We start from the raw sequence: 22,168 nt of genomic DNA, 5'->3' as shown, positions 1-22,168 counted from the left end.
ATGTCCCGTGTCCGCCCTTGATCCGAACGGGCGGAGGGTCTACGTTACATGTAACAACATGGAGCCGTATATGGCGACCCCGGTCAATAAGCGTGTGGAAAAGCGGCGCGAGGCACTGAGACTGGCGGGGCTGAGGCCTGTTCAGATCTGGGTGCCGGACACTCGGCAAGAAGGGTTCGTTGCGGAGTGCCGCCGTCAGGCCTCGCTGGTTGCAGCCGCGGATGCCATAGATGCGGACCTCGACGCCTTCCTGCAAGCCGCGCTGGGGCAGTTGGATAGAGACGGCGAGGCATGAGGCGCGGCGATCTTGTTACGATCGCTCTTCCAGGTGATTTTTCGAAGCCTCGACCAGCGCTGATCATCCAATCAGATCTTTTCGCCGAAACAGGAACGGTTACCGTGCTGCTGGTTTCGGCGACGATCGTCGATGCGCCCTTGATCCGAGTGACTGTGCATCCTTCGGCGGCGAACGGGCTTCGCAAGATTTCTCAGGTGATGGTCGACAAGGCAATGTCCGTGAAGCGCGACAAGCTTGGTCCGACGTTTGGATGCCTTGAGGATGAGAGTATGCTTGCAGTCAGCCGTTCCCTGGCTGTCTTTCTCAGTATTCTCTGATCTGCAGTCCACCGCCTGTGTCTGCCATGTGGTTAACGGCTACATTTGCCATTGTGCAGCAAGGTTGATCTTTGCTAGCAGAAGCCGACGATTTCTGCCCCATCACCGGCACCCTGTGCCGACCCTCTCCTTCGGGCGAGGGTGAGGAAGGACGCTATGCCCGATCTGCTTCTTGAACTCCGTTCCGAGGAAATCCCGGCCCGCATGCAGCGTAAGGCGGCGGGCGACCTTAAGAAACTCGTGACCGATGCGCTGGTGGAGGCAGGACTGACCTATGAGGGTGCGCGCGAGTACTGGACGCCGCGCCGGCTGGCGCTCGACATTCGCGGCCTGACGGCGCGTTCGGCGGATCAGCGCGAGGAGATCAAGGGACCTTCCACCAAGGCGCCGGAACAGGCGGTGCAGGGCTTTCTGCGCAAGGCGGGCCTTTCGTCGGTCTCCGAAGCACAGGTCGTCAGCGATCCCAAGAAGGGCGACTTCTACGTCGCGGTCCTTTCGAAACCCGGCCGTGCCGCCGAGGAGATCATCGCTGATGTGATGCCCGGCATCATCCGCAACTTCCCCTGGCCGAAGTCCATGCGCTGGGGAGCGGCCTCCATGCCGAAGGGCGCTCGCTTCGCCGGCACCGAGGGCAAGGGATCGGAAAGCCTGCGCTGGGTGCGCCCGCTGCAGTCGATCGTCTGCGTCTTTGGGCCGGAGCACGATGAAACGCAGGTCATCCCCTTCGAGATCGACGGCCTGGTGGCGGGCAATGTCACCTACGGCCACCGCTTCCATGCGCCGGACGCCATCACCGTGCGCCGGTTCGATGATTACGTCAGGAGCCTGGAAAAAGCCGAGGTGATGCTCGATGCGGAGCGGCGCAAGGACGTGATCCTGCATGACGCCCGCGATGTCGCCTTCGCCAACGGTCTTGAACTGGTCGAGGACGAGGGCCTGCTCGAAGAAGTGTCCGGCCTCGTCGAATGGCCGCATGTTCTGATGGGCGAGTTCGAGCAGGAATACCTGGAGATTCCGGCTGAGATCATCCGCCTGACGATCAAGACGAACCAGAAGTGCTTCGTCACCCGCCGCCAAGGCGGGGAGGGGCTCTCCAACCGCTTCATCCTCGTTTCCAACATCGAGGCAAAGGATGGCGGCAGGGAGATCATCCACGGCAACGGCAAGGTCGTCCGCGCGCGCCTCTCGGACGCCAAGCATTTCTGGACGCGCGACCAGGGCGACCTTCCGGATCTTCAGGACCTGAAGCCTTCAGCCGAAAAGTTCGGTCTCGACCTGAAGAAGCCGCTCGACCAGCGCATGGCGAAGCTCGATGCGCTGAACGTCACCTTCCATGCCAAGCTCGGCACGCAGGGCGAGCGTGTGAGCCGCATCCGCGCGCTGGCGAAGGAACTGGCGGCGGTCACTGGCGCCGATGCTGCTCTCGTGGACCGCGCGGTCGTGCTGGCCAAGGCGGACCTTCGCACCGAAGCCGTGGGCGAATTTCCGGAACTTCAGGGACTTATGGGCCGCCGCTATGCGGCGCTGCAGGGGGAACATGCCTCTGTCGCTGCCGCCATCGAGGATCATTACAAGCCACAAGGCCCGTCCGACCGCGTGCCGGACGACAAGGTGGCGATCGCAGCGGCACTGGCCGACAAGCTCGACACGCTGGTCGGCTTCTGGGCGATCGACGAGAAGCCGACCGGCTCGAAGGACCCTTATGCGCTGCGCCGTGCGGCGCTGGGCGTGGTGCGGATCCTGCTGGAGCGGAATGTGCGGCTGAATCTGCTTCCCGTCTTGTCTGCCGCAATGCCCCGTGCAGGCGGCGCTCCAGTGGTCGCGTCGATGAGCGGCGAAGGGTCCGAGCGGGCTCAGGCTCTGGCTGATAACAGCTACATCAACGAGACTTTTCCCGTGGTCGATCCGTCTTCGGATGTAGCGGCCGACCTCCTTTCCTTCTTCCACGATCGCCTCAAGGTCTACCTCCGTGACCAGGGCGCCCGCCATGACATCATCGATGCGGTGCTGACGCCGGAGGCCGACGACCTGCTGATGGTCGCCCGCCGCGCCGAGGCGCTGACGGCGTTCATCACCTCCGAGGACGGCATCAACCTCCTCGCCGGCACCAAGCGCGCCACGCAGCTTCTCGCAGCCGAGGAGAAGAAGGGAACTGTAGTCGCCGATGGCGTCTCGGGAGAACTCCTGCGCCTCGACGCCGAAAGGGCGCTGTGGAGCGCGATCACGTCGGCCTCCAGTGAGGCTTCGCAAGCCGTTGCGCGCGAAGACTTCCGCTCCGCCATGCAGGCCCTGTCGAAGCTGCGGGCGCCGGTCGACCTGTTCTTCGAGGAGGTGCTGGTGAATGACGAAGACACGGCTATCCGCGCCAACCGCCTGGCGCTCTTGAAGGCCATCCGTGAAGCGACCGGAACAGTCGCAGATTTCTCAAAGATCGCTGGCTGACGGACTCCGAGAATGAACAAAGCCGCCGGCGGTCCGGCGGCTTCTTTATTATTGGCGGGTCTTACCCGGCCGTTCGCATCTGCTCGGCGACCCCCTGAAGGCGATGAACCTCCGGTTGCTGGTTCACCCGGAAGGTCCGGATCAGGGCCAGCAGTTCCTCTGTGTCCACGGCGAGGGCCTCGGCGGAGGCCGTCGTTTCCTCCGCCATCGCGGCATTGTGTTGCGTGGCTGCGTCGAGCTGGTTCAACGACGACGAGATAGATCGCAGCGTCGTGTCCTGCTCGGCAGCCGAATGGGCGATCTTGCTGACCACATCGCTTGCCGCCTTCACCTGACCGGAGATCCGTTTCAGAGCCTCGCCCGCCTCGCCGACAAGCCGAACGCCATTGTTCACTTCGCCCGAGGAGCGGGAGATCTGGTCCTTGATCTCCTTCGCGGCAGCGGCAGAGCGCTGCGCCAGTTCGCGGACCTCCTGGGCGACGACCGCGAAGCCCTTGCCGGATTCGCCGGCACGAGCCGCTTCCACCCCGGCGTTCAGCGCCAGCAGATTGGTCTGGAAAGCAATCTCGTCGATGACGCCGATGATCTTGGCGATTTCGGCGGAAGATTGTTCGATGCTGCTCATCGCATTGATTGCTTCGCTGACAATGCTGTCGCTGCGACCAGCCTCGCTGCTGACCGATGTCACACGCTGTGCCGCCTCTTGCGCGCCTTCGGCCGTCTGGCGTACGGCAACGGTGAGCTGGTCAAGTGCCGCCGAGGTCTCCTCCAGATTGGCTGCCTGCCGCTCCGTGCGCTGCGAAAGTTCATTGGAAGCGCGGCGGATTTCCTCCTTGGAAGTGCCTATGTCGATGCCCTTTGCATTGACCTTGGCCATGGCGGCTTCCAATCGTGACAGCGCGTCGTTGAAGTTGTCGCGCAGCGCGGCGTAGCGGCTGCCGAGATCGCCGCAACGGACCGTGAGATCGCCGTGGGCCATCGCCTCCAGCGTAGTTCCGATCGTCGTCACCACCCGCGCCTGCAGTTCTGCTTCCTCCTGCTGAAGAGTGGCATTCTGCTGGCGCTCGCTGTCGAGTTCCTGCTGCTGCTGTTCCTGCCGGGCTGCCATTGCGTGACGCTCGCGGACCTTCTCTTGGAGCGCGGCGGTGGCCTTGGCCATCATGCCGACCTCGTTGCGCATGTCGATATGGGGAATTGGCCGCGATTCGTCCTCCTCCGCCACGGCCTCGAGTGCCGAATGGACGGCCGCGAGGGGCCGGGTGATGTTGCGGATGACGATGAAGGCCACGGCAGCGCCCAGCCCCAGAACGACGAGTCCGGCAATCAGTGCCCCCATCACGCTATCCATGATCGTGGCGTCCAGATCGTCCAGATATGCACCGGTCCCGACCGTGATCCCCCATGGCTCGAAGCCCAGCGAATAAGCAGCCTTCATGAAGAGCTGGTCTTCCGCCTGGCCTGGCTTCGGCCACAGATATTCCGTCCAGCCGCCGCCGGTGCGTCCCTTGTCCACGATGTTCATCAGGAACTTGTTCCCGGCCTTGTCGGTGAGGTGGGCGAAACTCTGACCAACCCCTTTCTTGTCCGGGTAGATGACCCGAACACCGGCATAGTCGTAGCCGAAATAGTAGCCGTCTGGGACAAAGCGCATGTCGTTGATCACATCATAGGCGCGGGTCTGGGCTTCCTCGCGGGTGATCTCTCCCTTGGTTTCGAGCGCGTGGAAGCGCTTCAGCACGGAGAGGGCAGTTTCGGTCTGCGTCCGCAACATCTCGTAGCGTTCATGGTAGATTGCGTTGGCCGACGCTTGGATCTGGAAGAAGGTCGCTATGCTGAAGGCGGCCATCAGACAGCCGACCAGCATCATCAATTGGATGGAGATTTTCAGGTTCTTCATGTCGTCTCTCGGCAAGGTCGGCCAGGGTCGTCGCGGAGAAGCGGACGACGATGACCATGTTGGCAGGCGCTTCCTGCGCCGGATCATGCTGCACCGCACTAGGGACTAGGTAAGTGCTGCAGATGCTAATAAAGCGCTAAGCCGGAAACGCTTCCTGGCAGCCTGCCAATCAGCCTTTGGTCGAGTTCTTGACGAATGAAAAGATAGAGGACGTCAGCGGGCGGTTAGCCTTAGGGAGAAGGCATTTACGTCCAAAGGCTCGATGTAGGGCAACGTCTCGCCCACGACCGCACCGACGGTCGCGGCGTGGTCAATGCCATCCTGGCCGGCCAGGGTTGTGGCGCCCCCTTGGATCATCCAGTCCTGCATCTTGCTGACATGCACGACCGGTGAGCCGCCGAGCCATGCATCTGTGCGGACGATCTTCTTCTCGCCATCGATCTCGACGATCTCGGTCTTCTGCGGGCCGGTTTCCAGAACCGGCACACGGTAGCGGGATTGTTCTTCCTTCGAGGCGGGAGGCGGGCAGCCAAGGCAGCTCTTCGTGATGACGCTTCCGCGTTCCCCATGGCTGCTGAGCGGCGTGATCGATGAGGCAAGCGCCGGTACGCTCGCCAGGATCAGGGCACTCGTCAGCAGAAAACGCATGGCACGACTCCTCTCATATCAGAGGAGGTCTACCGTTTTAGAATTGCGATACCGTCAGCAAAACTGGTTAAGCTCAGGTAAAAAGGCTTATCCGCGATCGACGGCTCGCCAACCAATGTCGCGGCGGCAGAAGCCGTTATTCCAGGAAATCTGGTCCACCAGCGCGTAGGCCTTCGCCTGCGCCTCGACGACGCTCCCGCCCGTGGCGGTCACATTAAAAACCCGTCCACCGGTCGCGACCAACTCTCCGTCCTTTATCGCAGTGCCGGCATGGAAGATCTTCGCATCATCGGCAGTCTTTGGAAGTGGCCCAATCGGCGTGTTCTTGTCATAGGAACCAGGGTACCCCTTCGATGCCATTACCACGGTGAGCGCGACGTCATCGGACCACTCGGCCGAAACCTGGTCGAGCCTGCCGGTCGCTGCCGCGTGGAGGAGAGGCAGGAGGTCGCTCTTCAGGCGCATCATCAGAACCTGACATTCCGGGTCTCCGAAGCGGACATTGTATTCGATGAGTTCGGGTCCCTTCTCGGTAATCATCAGCCCCGCGAAGAAGACGCCGGTAAAGGGGTGGCCCATCTCGGACATGCCGCGGATGGTCGGCTCGATGATCTCCGTCATCGTTCGCTCCACCATATCCGGTGTCATCACCGGGGCAGGCGAATAGGCGCCCATGCCGCCGGTATTGGGCCCGGTGTCTCCATCGCCGACCCGTTTGTGGTCCTGTGCGGTGGCCAGCGCCAAGGCGGTCTTGCCGTCGGACAGGCAGAAGAAGCTTGCCTCCTCGCCATCGAGGAACGCTTCGACCACCACTTCGGCACCAGCCGCTCCGAAGGCGCCGGAGAAGCAGTCGTCGACGGCGTCCAAGGCCTCCTCGACAGTCATTGCCACGGTGACGCCCTTGCCGGCGGCAAGTCCGTCCGCCTTGATGACGATGGGAGCACCCTGGTCCCGGACATAGGCCTTGGCCGCATCCGCATCGGTAAAGCGCTGATAGGCGCCGGTCGGGATGCCATAGCGGGCGCAGAGGTCCTTGGTGAAGCCCTTGGAGCCTTCCAGCTGGGCGGCGGCTGCCGAGGGGCCGAATGTTGCGATACCGGCATCCCGCAGCAGATCCGCAAGCCCGGCGACGAGTGGAGCCTCCGGCCCGACCACGACGAAATCGATGCCTTCGCTGCGGCAGAAGGACAGCACGTCGTCCTGACGATCCACGTCGAGGGCCACAAGTTCCGCATGTTCGGCAATCCCCGGGTTGCCGGGCGCGGCAAAGAGCTTGGTGAGCTTCGGTGACTGGGCAAGCTTCCAGACCAGCGCATGTTCGCGTCCACCGGAGCCGATCAGCAGAACCTTCATCTCTCGCCCTCTCTTGATGCCTCACCGGGCGGTTAAGGGGAGGGGGGCGAAAGGTCAAGCGCATCCTGTGGAATCCTGCCTCGTCACGTTGCCATGCCGCAAAGTTTGGATATGGTCGCGCCTCCCTTGAACCAGTGAGACTGCCATGGCCGCCGACATCCGTTTCCTCGCCGCTGCGATCGCCGCCGAAATCAATGCCAGGGCAGACCAGGTCACCGCTGCCATCGGCCTGATCGATGAAGGAGCGACGATCCCCTTCATTGCCCGCTACCGGAAGGAAGTGACCGGCGGTCTGGACGACACACAGTTGCGCATTCTGTCGGAGCGGCTTGTCTATTTGCGGGAGTTGGCAGCGCGCCGCACTTCCGTGATCGAGTCGATCACCTCGCAGGGCAAGATGACGGAGGAACTGGCAGCAAGGCTGGCGAAGGCCGCCACCAAGGCCGAGCTGGAAGACCTCTATCTTCCCTACAAGCCGAAAAGGCGCACCCGGGCCGAGATCGCCCGCGAGCGAGGCCTCGGCCCACTTGCCGAAGCGATCTGGGCCGATCGCGCAGCCGATCCGGCGAAGCTTGCGGAACCCTATATCGCTGGAGAAGTGACGGACGTGAAGATGGCGCTGGAAGGTGCCCGCGACATCGTCGCCGAAACGATCTCGGAGAATGCGGATCTCCTCGGACGACTTCGCCAGCACATGCGCGACCGGGCGCTGTTGCGGGCAAAGGTTGTTGACGGCAAGCAGGAGGCAGGCGCGAAGTTCGCAGATTATTTCGACCATTCCGAGCGCTGGGCAACCGCACCCGGACACCGGGCGCTCGCCATGCTGCGCGGCTGGAACGAGGAAGTGCTGACACTGTCCATCGAGGTCGACCAGGACGACCCGTCGCCGGTGAAGCCGGCCCACCGGATCATCGCCGCCGCCTTCGAGATCGGCGACAAGGGTCCTGCGGACCGCTGGCTGATGGAGGCCGCCGGCTGGACCTGGCGCGTCAAGCTTTCCACCTCACTGTCCCTCGACCTGATGCGCGAGCTGCGCGAACGGGCGGAGGAGGAGGCCATTCACGTCTTTGCTCGTAATCTCAAGGATCTGCTTCTCGCAGCCCCCGCCGGCTCGCGCGCGACTATGGGCCTCGATCCCGGGATCCGTACCGGCGTAAAGGTCGCCGTGGTCGATGGCACCGGCAAGCTCCTCGAGACGACGACGGTCTACCCCTTCCCCCCGCGGAACGACATCCGTGGCACCCAGGCGGAGCTTGCGTCGATCATCCGCAAGCACGGCGTCGAACTCATCGCAATCGGCAACGGCACCGGCAGCCGCGAGACGGAGAAGCTGGTGGCAGACATGCTCGCAAGCCTGCCGGCGCCGAAGCCCACCAAAGTTATCGTGTCGGAAGCGGGTGCCTCGGTTTACTCCGCCTCCGAGACCGCTGCAGCCGAATTCCCAACTCTTGACGTCTCGCTCCGCGGTGCCGTTTCCATCGCTCGGCGCCTGCAGGACCCGCTGGCGGAGCTCGTGAAGATCGAGCCGAAGTCGATCGGTGTCGGCCAGTACCAGCACGATGTTGACCAGGGAAAGCTGTCGCGCTCGCTGGATGCGGTCGTGGAAGACGCGGTGAATGCCGTCGGGGTTGACCTCAATACGGCATCCGCGCCCTTGCTCTCGCGCGTCTCCGGCCTCAGCCGTTCGATTGCGGATGCTATCGTCCTGCATCGGGACCAGAACGGACCTTTCGGGAGCCGCAAGGACCTGCTGAAGGTCGCCCGTCTCGGCAACCGCACCTTCGAACAGGCTGCCGGATTCCTGCGTATCCCGAACGGCAAGGAGCCGCTGGACGCCTCCGCCGTGCATCCGGAAGCCTATGGCGTGGCAAAGAAGATCGTTGCCGCCTGTGGTCGTGACCTGCGTACGCTGATGGGTGATAGCGCCACCTTAAAGAAGCTCGATCCGCGGCAGTTCATCGACGAGCAGTTCGGCCTGCCGACCGTGAAGGACATCCTCGCGGAACTGGAAAAACCGGGACGCGATCCGCGCCCGAGCTTCAAGACTGCAACGTTTACGGAGGGCGTCGATGAGATCACCGACCTCAAGCCCGGCATGCTCCTGGAGGGCACGGTGACCAATGTTGCCGCCTTCGGTGCCTTCGTCGATATCGGAGTTCACCAGGACGGGTTGGTTCACGTGTCCCAGCTGGCCGATCGCTTTGTGAAGGACCCGCATGAAGTCGTAAAGGCCGGCGATGTCGTAAAGGTGCGCGTCGTCGAGGTGGACGTGAAGCGCAAGAGGATCGCGCTCACCATGCGCAAGGACGGAGGGGAGGCGGCGCCCGCCACGCGTGGTTCCGACCGGAACGTGCAGCGTCCAGGCCCGGCGAAGATGAAAGCGGAACCGAAGGGCGTTTCCTCACAAGGCGCCCTTGGCGCCGCCTTGGCAGAGGCGCTGAAGCGCCGTTAGCAACTTGTTTATGCCTACGGAAGGATGCCGTTCAACTGCGTTGGACGGCATCTGTTTTTGTGTCATCTTTTTTGGCGTTCCTCTGCTTGCAACTCGGGTGAAAGAAATTATTCCTTTTTAATCTGCAAGATAGACTTCGTTCGGAGGTGAATTATGGCCTCGTCCCTGCGTCGACTTCTCGCCAAGATCATCAAGAAGGGCAGGCTGACCGTCAGCGGCCCCGCCGGCTCGCAGGTATTCGGTGACGGAGGCGGGCGAACAGTCGCCATCCGCTTCACCCATGCAGAGGCAGAGGAAGAAGTCGCATCCGACCCCCAACTGAAACTCGCCGAAGTCTACATGGATGGCCGCCTTCTGTTCGAGGAAGGCGACATCTACGAGCTGCTCGCAATCGTCAAGGACAACACCCTGAGCGAGGCACTGACACCTGGCATGATATGGCGCGGGCTTCTCCGCATCGCTGGGGCTCGCATCAGGCACGGGGTGCCGATCAACCGCAACCAGCGCAACGTCGCCCACCACTACGACCTCAGCGCGAAGCTCTTCAATCTCTTCCTCGACGAGGACTGGCAGTATTCGTGCGGCTACTTCAATCCGCCGGGCATCAGCCTGTACGAGGCGCAGGTCGCCAAGAAGCGGCACATCGCAGCAAAGCTGCTCGCTGAACCGGGGCAGAAGGTTCTCGAAATAGGCTCGGGGTGGGGCGGAATGGCCATGTACCTTGCGGAATCCTCCGGCGTCGACGTCACTGGCATCACGCTGAGCCAGGAGCAGCTACGCGTGTCCCGCGATCGGGCACAGAAGCGCGGACTTTCGGACCGGGTGCGCTTCGAGCTGCAGGACTATTACTATCTGCCGGCGTCGACGAAATACGACCGCATCGTTTCCGTCGGCATGTTCGAGCATGTGGGTCGACTGAATTTCGGACGCTACTTCCGAAAGGCATACGAAGTCCTGGATGAAGACGGGGTGATGGTCTTGCATTCCATCGGCCAGCCTTACCCCGCCCGCTACAACAGCCCCTTCATCGAGAAATACATCTTCCCGGGGGGCTATATCCCATCGCTTGCGGAAGTGATGCCTGCTGTCGAACGATCTGGCTTGCTGGTTTCGGACATCGAGATCCTGCCAATGCACTATGCCCATACGCTGCGTCATTGGCGGGAGCGTTTCCTGGCCCGGCGCGAGGAAGCGGCTTCGATTTACGACGAGCGCTTCGTGCGGATGTGGGAGTTCTACCTGGCGGGGTCCGAGATGGCCTTTACCCACGAGAACTTCTTCATCTTCCAGATGCAACTCACCAGGAAGCGCATGACCGTTCCGGACAACCGGGACTACATCACTGAGCGGGAGGAGCGCCTGAAGTCGTTCGATGCGACCCGTCCGCCGCTTGAACCGGTTACCTTCTAGGGGCGGTCCGGTCCGTCCAGCCTTGCGGCACGTCCCGACGCGGGTTACGACCATCGCATGATGAAGACGGACGATCTCAATGGCCGCGTCTACGACGCGCCTTCCGACAACTGGGTCTATCGCGTCCTGCCGAGGCCCGCATGGGCCTATGCGCAGCTTGCGCGTTGGGACCGGCCGATCGGCTGGCAACTGCTGATGTGGCCGTGCTTCTGGTCGTCGGCGCTCGCCGCCAACGTGGCCGCACGCGGCGAGGAGCTGTCGCTCGGCCTCTTCGTCTTTCATCTGTTCCTGTTCTTCCTGGGATCGGTCGCCATGCGTGGCGCTGGATGCACCTATAACGATCTCGTCGATCATGAGATCGACAATGCCGTTGCCCGGACGCGCTCGCGGCCGCTCCCCTCGGGGCGGGTAAGCCGTTTCGAGGCCAAGGTCTTCCTCGTCCTCCAGGCACTGGTCGGATTGCTCGTGCTGCTACAGTTCAACGGATTCGCCGTCCTGCTGGGCATCCTGTCGCTGGCGGTCGTGGCGATCTACCCGTTCGCCAAGCGGTTTACAGACTGGCCGCAGTTCTTTCTGGGGTTAGCCTTTTCCTGGGGCGCGCTGATGGGATGGGCCGGCTTGTTCGGCAGCCTGTCCTGGGCGCCGGCCCTGCTCTACCTGGGGTCGGTCGCCTGGACGATCGGCTACGACACGATCTATGCGCACCAGGACAAGGAGGACGACGCACTCGTCGGAGTCCGCTCCACCGCGCGTTTGTTCGGCGCCAACACGAAGGCGTGGCTGGTCGGCCTCTACGGCCTGACGCTGGTGCTCCTGCTTGCCGCATATGCCGGGGCAGACGTCGGCTTCATCGCCTATCTAGGCCTGTTCGTCGCTGCGGTCATGTTCGCCTGGCAGATCCTCGTCCTCGATATCGACAATCCGGACCAGTGCCTGCAGCTCTTCAAGTTCAACACCCGTGTAGGCGCGGTCATTTTCGCCGGTCTCGTCCTGGCGCTGCCATTTGCCTGAAACGCAGGAACCCGGCTTGTGGCCGGGCTCCAGCATCAGCGCGGGGCGGCGGTGGATCGGCTAGCGTCGCGCGATGATCTCCTTGCCCTCGATCTTCATCGTCACGCCAAGCTTCCCCGTGGTGCGACGGACCAGGAAGCGCGGACGGCGGGCAGCGAAATAGGAATGACGGCGGCGAGGCCTTGCCTCATGCGTCCGCACGTCGCCCAGATGGTTTTCGAGCGGCCGGGCGATGCCGTCTGCCTCGACCATCAGCATCGGAATGCGGAAGGCCTCGGACCAGCTGCGCCAGTCGGCCGCGATGTCGCAGAGGTCATGGGCGACGAGAAGCGGAATGCAGAGTTCCGGATCTTCGTGATGCAGCTCCAGCGTGACGGTGACCTCTCCGTCGCCATGGTCGATGGCGCGTGCCGCGACACCCTTGAAGGCACGGGCGGGAAGGGCGAATGAAAGTGGTAGTCCGCTCGATGGCAGCGTCTTGCGCAGGACTGCCCCCCGCGAGTCGATGGTGATCACGACATCGCCGGAGGTGTCGCGCAGGGCATAGGTGACCTGCTGCGGGAAGCGCGTGGGGTCGAGCCTGAGCGTGGAGCCTGCCCAGGCAGGCTTCAGAACCGTGTTTGTCATCGTGTATGCTACCCTTGTTTTACCTGAGAGCCGTTTCCGGTTTCTCCTGCGGGACTTTTGTCCTCTGATGGGCAAACCATACGGGCCGCTCTGTGCGAGACGGCTTAAAAATCGCGGTTAAGGAAGTTTTGCCTCGGCGAATGGTTATCAAACGCCAATCCTGCTCGGTTTCCAGAAGGTGAACACGTTCTCTCGCGTGCAGGTCGGGACGCAAAAGCCCCGGGCAAGCAAGGTCGGCCATGCTGCTGTCGGCAATATTGCGACCGGAGTGCCCGTCCATGGTTTCGACATATCTCAGCTACGACCTCGTCAACCGCGACATGTTCAAGACCCTGCAGCGTGTCGCAAGTCAGGACATGGTGGCGCGGGATGCGGCTTATTATGCGGAAAACATCGGCAAAGTGACGTCGATCGATGAATTCCTCGACGACTACCGGCTGTTCTCCTATGCAATGAAGGCCCATGGGCTTGAGGAGATGACCTATGCCAAGGCCTTCATGAAGAAGGTCCTCGAAAGCGACCTCTCCGACGCAAACAGCTACGCCAATCTGCTCACCGACGACCGGTACAAGAATTTCGCAGCCGCCTTCAATTTCTCCTCAAGCGACACGGCGATCGCGCAGTCGGCCGCGCAGCAGGAGGAGATTCTCGACCTCTACGACCAGAGCATCATCGCTACCCAGGACAAGGTGGCGGAGGAGACGCGCTACTACAAGGCCATGATGGCGCAGGTCGATCATGTGGACGACATCCTGAGCAATGACAGGCTGCGCCGATACGTCTTTGAATCGCTCGGGATAGACGACAGCGTCTACTCCTACCAGGTCGTCCGGAGCGCAATGAGCAGCGACAAGGATGATCCAGCCAGCTACACCAACACCGTTCTCAAGGATCAGATGACCTATCTGACGGCCAAGCTGTCGACGGCCCAGGCGGAACTCGCTGCCCTTGGTACCAATTCCAAGGAGCATGTTGACAGGAAGGCATCCCTTAAGCTGGAGATCGCCGGCTACCAGAAGGCCATCAAGTCGACCCAGGCCCACATCGATCTCGCCGGCGCCTTCGAATTTGCTGCGGACGGCACATCGGCGAAGGGTGCAGCACAGACCGAACAACAATTGACGGCGATCACCGACCTCTACCTGCTCAGCCGGCCGCGCCAGACGCAGGCTTCGGCGCTTCGCGAAAGGGATTATTTCGAGGCAAAGATCCCGACGATCACCAGTGTCAACGATCTGCTGAGCGATCCACGACTTTACGACTACGTCCGCAAGGCCTTCAACCTCAACGAGCTTTTCGTGGTCAAGTCGACGCTGGAGCAGATCCTGACCAGCGACCTATCGGATCCGAACAGCTACGCCAATCTCTACGGCAAGGATCGGCCTCAGTACCTGGAGCTTGCGAACGCCTTCAACTTCAACACCGATGGCAGCCTCGACGGACCTGTCGCACAGACCGCCGCGCAGACGTCGCTAACGTCGAACCATTACTTCAGCCGCTATGACGACAAGCAGGAAGAGGCGGACGAAAAGGCGATCAAGCTCTACAAGTCGGAGATGGCGGCGGTGAAGTCTGTTGAGGATTTCCTGTCGGACAAGGCGATCTATGGCTTTGCCCTGCAGGCCGTTGGATTGGATCCGAACTCGGTCTCTCTGCTGACGCTGAAGAACGTGCTCAAGAGCGACCTCTCCGACCCCAAGAGCTACGTCTACCGTCTCAAGGACGAACGCTACCTGACGCTGGCGCAGGCCTTCAATTTCACCAGGGACGGCGGCATCACTGCGCCTGTCCAGGCTCAGTCGATGGCGACCATCACCGAGACTGCCAAGGCCTACATCGTCGAGCAGACCCGCTTCCTTCGCGGCGACGAGAAGGAGGCGGCGCGCAAGAAGGCGGACGCTGAGTCGAGCTACTACACGCAGACGATGGCCAGCATAAAGACGCTCAGCGAATTCCTGGGCGATCGCCGCCTGGTCGATTTCGTGCTGACGGCGAAGGGGATCGACCCATCAACCGCGACGGACGACTTCCTCAAGCAGATATTCACGTCGGACCTGAACGATCCCAAGAGCTTCGTGAATCAGTATCCCGACAGGAGTCATGCGGAGCTTCTGGGCTCCTTCAACTTCGACGAGAACGGGAATCTTGATCGCGACTTGCATACGACCGTGCAAGGGCGAGGCAAGGTGCTGGAAACGCAGAACCTCTATCTTCGGCAAACCCTCGAAATTGAACGAGGCGAGGAGAACGCCGGGGTGCGGCTTGCTCTCTACTTCGAGCGGATGGTCGATACAGTCACCGACGCCTACAGTATCCTGGGTGACGAGGCCCTGATGGAGTTCTTCAGGGTAACCTTCAGCCTGCCCAGCGAAATCGGTGCCATGGACATTGATCAGCAGGCGAAGATCGTCGAGAAGAACCTCGACCTGAACGACCTCAAGGATCCGGACAAGGTTCGCAAGATGATCCAGCGTTTCACCATCATGTATGACCTCGAGAACGGCGTGACCGGGCCCTCGCCAGTCGACATACTGACGGGAAGCGGCGCCTATACCGGCATCAGTGCCGATACACTGTGGGCGTTGTCTCAGGTCCGCCGCTAGGACCGCAGCAGCCCGCCGCCCATGTCATTCGATTGCGATGACCTTGCCAGGATTCATGATGTTGGCAGGGTCGAAGGCGCGCTTGATGCGACGCATCAGATCGATCTCTATCGTGGGTCGGATGCGGGCCAGCTCATCGCGTTTCAGTTGACCGATGCCGTGTTCGGCAGAGATCGAGCCATTGAGCGACAACACGATCCCGTGGACGATCTCGTTGATCTCGTGCCATCGGGCGAGGAAGGCGGCCTTGTCGGCACCGACGGGCTGGGAGATGTTGTAGTGAATGTTGCCGTCTCCTAGATGCCCGAATGCGCAGATGCGGGCACCGGGTATGGCGGCCATGATTGCCGCGTCCGCCGCCTCCATGAACGGCGGGATGCTCGAGACCGGAACGGAGACGTCGTGCTTGATCGAGCCGCCCTCCGGTTTCTGCGCATCCGACATGCTCTCGCGCATGTGCCAGAGCGCCTTCTGCTGCGCTACAGAGTTGGCGATAACGGCATCCCGCACGAGCCCCGTCTCCAGGCCCCATTCCAGCAGTGCATGGACCATGGTTTCGGCAGTCTCGGCCGAGTCGGATGTGGAGATGTCGATCAGCGCGTACCAGGGATGCGGCTCCGAAAGGGGATCGCGAACGCCTTCGATATGACGCGTGGTGAACTCGACCCCGATACGGGGCATGAGTTCGAACCCGGTCAAAGACGTCCCGCAGAGGTTCGATGCCTTCTCGAAGAGGCGCAGAGCATCGGCGGGTGAAGCTAGGCCGGCGAGCGCGACCTGCCGGCCGACCGGCTGCGGGAAGAGCTTCAACACGGCGCCGGTAATGATGCCGAGTGTTCCTTCTGCGCCGATAAAGAGGTCGCGGAGGTCGTAACCGGTATTGTCCTTCTTCAGCCGCCGCATGCCGTCCCAGATTTCGCCCGTCGGCAGCACCACTTCGAGACCGAGGCAAAGCTGGCGCATGTTGCCATAGGCGAGAACGGCCGTGCCGCCGGCATTCGTCGAGAGATTGCCGCCGATGCGGCAGGAGCCCTCCGATCCGAGCGAAAGCGGAAAGAGGCGCTGAACGGATTGGGCCGCGTGCTGCACCTCCGCAAGGATGGCACCGCCCTCCGCAGCAAGAACATTTGCCACGGGATCGACATCCAGGATGCGGTTCATGCGCTCGAGGGAAAGGATCAGGTCAGTCCCGCTCTCGCGTGGCACCTGTCCTCCGACAAGGCCGGTATTGCCGGTCTGGGGAACGATCGGCGTCCGAGTCTCGGTAGCTAGCTGGAGAATATCGGCGACTTCGCGGGTAGAGCCCGGTTTGAGGATCATCGGGGAGGCGCCCCGGTAGAGGCCGCGGTTCTCGACGAGGCGAGGCGCAATGTCCTCCGCGCTGCGCAGCACGTTGGCCGGCCCGACGATCGCCGCAAAGCGGCTAAGAATGTCCGAAGAAATGCCGGGCAAGTCCATACGCGCGCTCCCTGGCTAGCTTCGTGGCGCGGCGGCGCGCGCGAGCCGATCGTTGATGGCCTCGCCCAGACCTTCGTTCGGGACTGCTGCGACGGCGATGCCGCGCGGCCTGATCGCATCTGCCTTCTTCAGATAGTCGAAGAGGTTGGCTGCGGCTTCCGCCAGGTCACCTGCGGGGCTGAGGTCGAAGAGGGCGGCGGCCTCGTTCTGCCCGGCAACCTCTTGGTTGCCGAAGCAGATCAGTGCTTCATCTGGCCCTACGGCGACCGCATTCAGCCTGACCGGCGCGCCGGGGGCGTAATGCGAAGCCAGCATCCCGGGCGCCTCGATCGTCGCGGCCGGCGCTTCCTGGCGAACGATCGGCAGCCTGGTCACGGCTTCGATCTGCTCGGCGGAGACCCCGCCTGGGCGCAGAAGCCGGACCGTGTTTCCCTCGACGCAGAGGATGGTTGATTCAACGCCGACAGGTGCTGCCCCACCGTCGATGATCAGTGCCAGCTTCTCACCCAGGTCCTCTGCGACGTGCTGCGCGCTCGTAGGGCTCACCTTCCCGGATGTGTTGGCGCTCGGGGCAGCAAGGGGCCTGCCGAGCCGGCGGATCACCGAGCCCGCAAAACCAACCGGAACCCGCACGCCCACCGTAGCGAGACCGGCGGTCGCCAGCGGGTGGATGGGCGTCCCCTCCTTCAGGGGCAGGATCAATGTCAGTGGGCCGGGCCAGAAATGCTCGGCGAGGCGTTGGGAGACCGGGTCGAACAGCGCGTGCTGCTCGGCCATGGCGAAATCCGCCATGTGGCAGATCAGCGGATTGAAACGGGGGCGCCCCTTGGTTTCGTAGATCCGTGTCAGGGCGAGCGGATTGGTCGCGTCCGCCGCAAGGCCGTAGACGGTCTCCGTAGGAAGGGCCACGGGCAGACCTTCGCGCAGCGTGTCCACAGCCGCGTGCAGGGCGTCTTCCTCATCGCTTCGCAGATGGATGATCCTGGCCGTCATGTGCGTGTCCTAACGCGTAATCGCCCGCGTCGGCAATGCAAAAGCTCGGGGCCTAGAGCTTTTTGATCATCGTCCGGAGTGACTGGCTTGGGGCCCCGAGAAGAAGAAGGTTCTTCATGGCTTCGCGGGGATTTGCGGTACGGAACAGGAGACCATCCTTCCGCATCGATCGATCTATGCGGAGTGTGTCGCCCGCCGCCTTTTCATAGGCGACGGCGAAATACATCCGCACATTACCGCTACGGATATTCTCGAAGAAGGGATAGCTCTCGCTAATGTCGGAGGAGAAATTGGCGATGTAGAAGGACCAGTGGACAGGCCCTCTCTGCGCAAATCGGGTGCTCGCCGTCGTGACATGGCAATAGCCGAGATGAGGGATTTCCTCGAACGCCCTGGAGAATATAACCTTTGGGAAGCGTATCGCTTCATGGAAGGCGTTGAGCCTCTCATGGGTCGTCTCGCCCGCCCGCACCAGCTTCCTGTTGGTTCTTTCGGCGACTTCCTCGAAGCTCAGGTAGCGCTTTGTCTCGCGATCCCAGGTCGGCGCGGTACGATCGATCCTGCCCGTCCGCAGGAACTCGGAATGATGTGCCGCGCTGGTCGCGGAAAGGCGCCGCGGCGCCTGGTTCTGGTAGTAACGCCGCTTCGCACTTGCCTGCACCGTTTGCTTCCCTCGGTCTTGCGTCGGCGCAGATGGTAGCGAGCTATGGTTAATCATGCGTATCGGAGCGCTGGAACCCTGCCGGACCGCACGGGAACGAACAGGCGCTTCCTCCGTTTTTCCGCCGATCGAAGGAAAAGAGGAGACAGCCAACCATGGGTAAGTTCAAGTTTCGCCTGACGACGATGGTAGCGGCGCTTGCCGTGACCGTGACCACCTATGTGCCGGTCCAGGCGATGCCGTTGCCGGCCGCCCCGGCCGCGAGCGCGCAGGGACTCGTCACCGACGTGCAGTACCGTGACCGCTGGGAACGCCGCTACGATCGCCGATGGGACCGCCGGGAGGCTCGCCGCGACTACCGCCGCGGCTATCGGGCGGGCTACTATAACGGATACCGCGGCTATCGGGAGCGTCGACCGGGATACCGCTACTACAACGGCTTCTGGTTCCCGCTGGCCGCCTTCACCGCAGGTGCGATCATCGGCGGTGGGGCTCAGGCCCGGCCGAGTGGTGGCCACAGCGCGCGCCATTACCAGTGGTGCGAAAGCCGCTATCGCTCCTACCGCGCCTCCGACAACACGTTTCAGCCGTATAACGGGCCGCGTCGCCAATGCAACTCGCCCTACTCCTGATATAGTTGCGTATGCCACGATGAGCCGCTCCCTTGGGGGCGGCTTGTCTCGTTTGACAGGTTTAACTGTGCTTGGCGTTAATTCGGGGTTCAGCTTGCCTTTACTATGAGTTTGCTGATCCATGGATACCCGGCAGCCGTGCTGGTCGACGGGAGCGGAATTCAACTTCAACGGAGAAGAAGATGAAAGAGCTGTTCAGAAAAGTCGCGATCGCCGCCCTCTCGGCAGCTGTCGTCGGTACGGGTTTCATGCCCGCCCAAGCCGCCATGCCAAGTGTGGCAAACCCGGCGGCAAAGATAGAAGCGAAATCGGATGTAACCGAAGTCCGCCACCGCGGTTACCGTCGCGGCTATTACCATGGGCATCGCGGCTACCGGCATCATCGCCCCGGCTACCGCTACCATGACGGCTACTGGTTTCCCCTCGCAGCGTTCGGTGCAGGCGCCCTGATCGGCGGCGCTATCGCGGCACAGCCCCGCTATGTCGAGCCGGCTCCGGCGTACCGCGCCAGCGGCCTGAACCCGCGCCACTATGACTGGTGCCATGCCCGGTACCGGTCCTATGACGCCTATTCCAATACCTTTCAGCCCTATCATGGCCCGCGCCAGACCTGCTACTCGCCCTATTACTGAGCTGGCAAGCTGATCCTGCTCAAAGAAGAAGAAGCCCGTCCGGCGTCCGCCCGACGGGCTTTTTGCTGTCTGTTTCTGCGTAGCTAGGAGCCAGCTCCATTGACAATCAGATTTACGTTTACGTAAAAAGCAGGGAGTTTCTTGCCGGGCCCGCCCCCGGCCGTCCATGAGGAGGATGCAGCATGTACAAGGCTCCGGTCGAGGAGATTTCCTTCACCCTGAATCATGTCGTCGGACTTTCGGGAGCGATCGACGCAGGCAGGCTCGGTGATCTCTCGCAGGATCTGGTTGATGCCATCCTTGAAGAGGCCGGCCGCTTTGCTACCAACGAGATGGCACCTCTGGGCGAGGTCGGCGACCGGCAGGGAGCCCGCATCTCCGATGCTGCGGTCACCACACCGGACGGCTGGGCCGATCTCTACCGCAATTGGCGGGAAGGTGGCTGGAACGGCCTTACCGGTCCGGAAGCCTATGGCGGCCAGAATCTGCCGCACATGCTGAACGTTGCCGCGCTGGAGATGTGGAACTCGGCCTCCATGGCCTTCGCCCTCGCACCGACCCTCACCATGGGCGCCATCGAGGCGCTCGACAAGCACGGCAGCGACGAACTCAAGGCAATCTATCTTGAGAAGCTTGTCTCCGGCGAATGGACCGGGACCATGAATCTGACGGAGCCGCATGCCGGTTCCGACCTCGGTGTGCTCAAGACCCGCGCCGAACGCCGCGACGATGGAACCTACCGGATCTTCGGCCAGAAGATCTACATCACCTGGGGCGAGCATGACGCGGCGGATAACATCATCCATCTGGTGCTGGCGCGCCTTCCGGATGCGCCCGCCGGCACGCGCGGCATATCGCTCTTCCTGGTGCCGAAGTTCCTCGTCAACGAGGATGGCTCGCTCGGCGCCCGCAACGACGTCTTCTGCCACTCGATCGAACACAAGCTTGGCATCCACGGCTCGCCGACCTGCACGATGATCTACGGCGATGGCAAGTTCGGTGAAGAGAAGGGCGCAATCGGCTGGCTGGTTGGCGAGGAGAACAAGGGCCTCGCCTGCATGTTCACCATGATGAACAACGCCCGTCTCGCCGTCGGCATGCAGGGTGTCGCAATCGCCGAGGCGGCTACCCAGAAGGCCATTGAATATGCCCGGGAGCGCACTCAGGGCAAGGCGCCCGGCTGGACGGGAAGCGGCATGAGCCCGATTATCGAGCATCCCGACGTGGCGCGCATGCTGCTGACGATGAAGGCGCTGACCCAGGGCTCCCGCGCCATCTGCTACGCCTGTGCCCACGCCATCGACATGGCCCATCATAGCCAGGGCGACGAGGCCAAGGCCTGGAGCGAGCGCGCCGCACTCCTGACGCCGATCGCCAAGTCCTTCGCCACCGATGCGGGCGTGGACGTCGCGTCCCTCGGGATTCAGGTGCATGGGGGAATGGGTTTCATCGAGGAAACCGGCGCCGCCCGCTATCTTCGGGATGCGCGGATCGCTCCGATCTATGAGGGCACCAACGGTATCCAGGCGATCGACCTCGTGACCCGCAAGCTGCCGCTCTCTGGCGGTGGCCAGGTCGGCGGCTTCATCGCCGAGTTGAAAGAAGTCGCTGAGCGCGTCGCCTCGTCCAACGAACCAGCCTTCGGCAGGACGGCTGAGGGCCTGCAGGCGGCGATCAGCGATCTGGAGGCGGCGACGGAATGGCTCTTGAAGGCGCAGGCAGAAGGCCGCGTGGCCGAGGCGCTCGCAGGTGCCACGCCGTATCAGCGCCTCTTTGGCCTGGTGCTGACCGGCGTCTATCTCGCAAAGGGGGCTCTTGCGCCTGCGGAGGATGGCAAGGGGGCACACCGCATTGCACTCTGCCGCTTTGCTGTGGAGAACCTGCTGCCTGAAACGGCGGCGCTGAACCGCCAGGTCATCGAAGGGGCTGCCAGCCTCGAAGCGGCCCGCGGCGTTCTGGCCTGAGGAGAGATGCCATGAGTGACAACCATATTCTCGTCGAGCGGCCCGACACGCAGCCGGGCGTTCTCCTCATCCGCCTCAACCGGCCGGAGAAGAAGAACGCCATCACCACGGCCATGTATGCCCGCATGACAGAAGCCCTGCATGAGGCGGACAATGACGCCGAGATCCGCGCGGTTGCCTTCCTCGGGACCGACAACTGCTTTTCAGCCGGCAATGACATGGCAGATTTCCTCACCTATGCCATGGGTGGCGGCGGTAGGCCATCGGCCGCCGATTTCCTCCAGGCACTCGCCACCTGCGACAAGCCCATGGTCTCCGGCGTCGACGGCTTGGCCATCGGCATTGGTACGACAATTCACCTGCACTGTGACATGACGATCGCCTCCGATCGCAGCCTCTTCCGCACGCCGTTTGTCGACCTCGCGCTCGTGCCGGAGGCCGCCTCCAGTCTCATCGCGCCGCGGGTGATGGGACACCAGCGAGCCTTCGCACTGCTCGCCGCAGGCGAGAATTTTTCCGCTGAACAGGCCCGCGAGGCCGGCATAGTCTGGAAGGTCATCTCACCGGACGCTGTCGAGGCCGAGACGCTTGCGCTGGCCGCAAACCTCGCCGCCAAGCCTCCCCATGCCATGAAGATCGCCCGCAACCTCATCCGCGGCAATGGCGACGATGTGCTGGCGCGCATGGACGAGGAACTGGTGCACTTCACGGCGCAGCTCCGCAGCGCCGAGGCCCGGGCAGCTTTCGAGGCATTCATGCGCCGCTAAAGC

At 62.5% G+C, this 22,168-nt stretch carries 18 protein-coding genes; 11 read left to right on the top strand and 7 right to left on the bottom strand.

Annotation, left to right across the window (positions count from 1 at the left end):
• Window positions 1–70: 70 nt before the first annotated feature.
• The 3 genes from ACEPP2_RS00710 to glyS all read left to right on the top strand — a co-directional run bounded on the left by ACEPP2_RS00710 (window position 71) and on the right by glyS (window position 3,057).
• The gene (locus ACEPP2_RS00710; protein WP_395515476.1) at window positions 71–295 is read left to right on the top strand and encodes an antitoxin MazE family protein; all 225 of its coding nucleotides are present in this window, start codon (window positions 71–73) and stop codon (window positions 293–295) included.
• The gene (locus tag ACEPP2_RS00705) at window positions 292–615 is read left to right on the top strand and encodes a type II toxin-antitoxin system PemK/MazF family toxin (RefSeq protein WP_395515475.1); all 324 of its coding nucleotides are present in this window, start codon (window positions 292–294) and stop codon (window positions 613–615) included. The genes ACEPP2_RS00710 and ACEPP2_RS00705 overlap by 4 nt, the downstream gene beginning before the upstream one ends.
• A gap of 156 nt (window positions 616–771) precedes the next feature.
• A complete protein-coding gene (gene glyS, locus ACEPP2_RS00700) occupies window positions 772–3,057 on the top strand; it encodes a glycine--tRNA ligase subunit beta (protein ID WP_395515474.1) in 2,286 nt (761 codons plus the stop codon).
• A gap of 61 nt (window positions 3,058–3,118) precedes the next feature.
• Here glyS and ACEPP2_RS00695 read toward each other — a convergent pair whose 3' ends face one another.
• The 3 genes from ACEPP2_RS00695 to purD form a co-directional block, all read right to left on the bottom strand.
• Complete coding sequence (locus tag ACEPP2_RS00695) at window positions 3,119–4,954, bottom strand: methyl-accepting chemotaxis protein (protein ID WP_395515473.1); 1,836 nt, start codon at window positions 4,952–4,954, stop codon at window positions 3,119–3,121.
• A gap of 213 nt (window positions 4,955–5,167) precedes the next feature.
• Window positions 5,168–5,602, bottom strand: a complete 435-nt coding sequence (locus ACEPP2_RS00690; RefSeq protein ID WP_077548143.1) for a plant virulence effector HPE1-like domain-containing protein — start codon at window positions 5,600–5,602, stop codon at window positions 5,168–5,170.
• Window positions 5,603–5,689: 87 nt separating this feature from the next.
• A complete protein-coding gene (gene purD / locus ACEPP2_RS00685; RefSeq protein ID WP_395515472.1) occupies window positions 5,690–6,955 on the bottom strand; it encodes a phosphoribosylamine--glycine ligase in 1,266 nt (421 codons plus the stop codon).
• Between the two features lie 145 nt (window positions 6,956–7,100).
• Between purD and ACEPP2_RS00680 the strand changes: the two genes are divergently transcribed.
• From ACEPP2_RS00680 to ubiA, 3 genes are all read left to right on the top strand, one after another.
• A complete protein-coding gene (locus tag ACEPP2_RS00680; RefSeq protein WP_395515471.1) occupies window positions 7,101–9,407 on the top strand; it encodes a Tex family protein in 2,307 nt (768 codons plus the stop codon).
• Window positions 9,408–9,560: 153 nt separating this feature from the next.
• Window positions 9,561–10,817, top strand: a complete 1,257-nt coding sequence (locus ACEPP2_RS00675; protein ID WP_395515470.1) for a class I SAM-dependent methyltransferase — start codon at window positions 9,561–9,563, stop codon at window positions 10,815–10,817.
• Between the two features lie 57 nt (window positions 10,818–10,874).
• On the top strand, window positions 10,875–11,828 hold the full coding sequence (ubiA, locus tag ACEPP2_RS00670; protein ID WP_152340832.1) for a 4-hydroxybenzoate octaprenyltransferase: 954 nt from the start codon (window positions 10,875–10,877) through the stop codon (window positions 11,826–11,828).
• A gap of 60 nt (window positions 11,829–11,888) precedes the next feature.
• Here the strand turns inward: ubiA and ACEPP2_RS00665 are convergent, their stop codons facing one another.
• Window positions 11,889–12,455, bottom strand: coding sequence for a DUF6101 family protein (locus ACEPP2_RS00665; RefSeq protein WP_152340831.1), 567 nt, complete (start codon window positions 12,453–12,455; stop codon window positions 11,889–11,891).
• Window positions 12,456–12,733: 278 nt separating this feature from the next.
• Here ACEPP2_RS00665 and ACEPP2_RS00660 point away from each other — a divergent pair, with 278 nt between their 5' ends.
• Window positions 12,734–15,058, top strand: a complete 2,325-nt coding sequence (locus tag ACEPP2_RS00660) for a DUF1217 domain-containing protein (protein ID WP_395515469.1) — start codon at window positions 12,734–12,736, stop codon at window positions 15,056–15,058.
• Between the two features lie 24 nt (window positions 15,059–15,082).
• Here ACEPP2_RS00660 and ACEPP2_RS00655 read toward each other — a convergent pair whose 3' ends face one another.
• Genes ACEPP2_RS00655 through ACEPP2_RS00645 form a run of 3 tightly spaced genes read right to left on the bottom strand, consistent with a single transcriptional unit; the run spans window position 15,083 to window position 18,170 of the window.
• Window positions 15,083–16,516, bottom strand: coding sequence for an FAD-binding oxidoreductase (locus tag ACEPP2_RS00655; protein ID WP_395515468.1), 1,434 nt, complete (start codon window positions 16,514–16,516; stop codon window positions 15,083–15,085).
• A gap of 15 nt (window positions 16,517–16,531) precedes the next feature.
• Entirely contained in the window at window positions 16,532–17,509 is a 978-nt protein-coding gene (locus ACEPP2_RS00650) for an L-threonylcarbamoyladenylate synthase (protein WP_281978457.1), read from the bottom strand.
• 52 nt (window positions 17,510–17,561) lie between these two features.
• The gene (locus tag ACEPP2_RS00645; protein WP_142590061.1) at window positions 17,562–18,170 is read right to left on the bottom strand and encodes a DUF6656 family protein; all 609 of its coding nucleotides are present in this window, start codon (window positions 18,168–18,170) and stop codon (window positions 17,562–17,564) included.
• Window positions 18,171–18,325: 155 nt separating this feature from the next.
• Here ACEPP2_RS00645 and ACEPP2_RS00640 point away from each other — a divergent pair, with 155 nt between their 5' ends.
• The 4 genes from ACEPP2_RS00640 (at window position 18,326) to ACEPP2_RS00625 (ending at window position 22,165) form a co-directional block, all read left to right on the top strand.
• Window positions 18,326–18,802: a BA14K family protein gene (locus ACEPP2_RS00640; RefSeq protein ID WP_142590062.1), complete on the top strand. Its 477-nt coding sequence runs from the start codon at window positions 18,326–18,328 to the stop codon at window positions 18,800–18,802.
• A 182-nt stretch (window positions 18,803–18,984) separates the two neighbouring features.
• Window positions 18,985–19,434 carry a BA14K family protein gene (locus ACEPP2_RS00635; protein WP_395515467.1) on the top strand — a complete coding sequence of 150 codons (450 nt, stop codon included), beginning with the start codon at window positions 18,985–18,987 and terminating at the stop codon, window positions 19,432–19,434.
• A gap of 182 nt (window positions 19,435–19,616) precedes the next feature.
• Entirely contained in the window at window positions 19,617–21,398 is a 1,782-nt protein-coding gene (locus tag ACEPP2_RS00630; protein WP_395515466.1) for an acyl-CoA dehydrogenase, read from the top strand.
• Between the two features lie 11 nt (window positions 21,399–21,409).
• The gene (locus ACEPP2_RS00625; RefSeq protein WP_395515465.1) at window positions 21,410–22,165 is read left to right on the top strand and encodes a crotonase/enoyl-CoA hydratase family protein; all 756 of its coding nucleotides are present in this window, start codon (window positions 21,410–21,412) and stop codon (window positions 22,163–22,165) included.
• Window positions 22,166–22,168: the final 3 nt, after the last annotated feature.

It is taken from the genome of Pseudorhizobium flavum (assembly GCF_044142885.1).
Classification (GTDB): domain Bacteria; phylum Pseudomonadota; class Alphaproteobacteria; order Rhizobiales; family Rhizobiaceae; genus Neorhizobium; species Neorhizobium flavum.
Note: the sequence above shows the minus strand (reverse complement) of the source record. Positions and strands in the feature narration are given on the sequence as shown.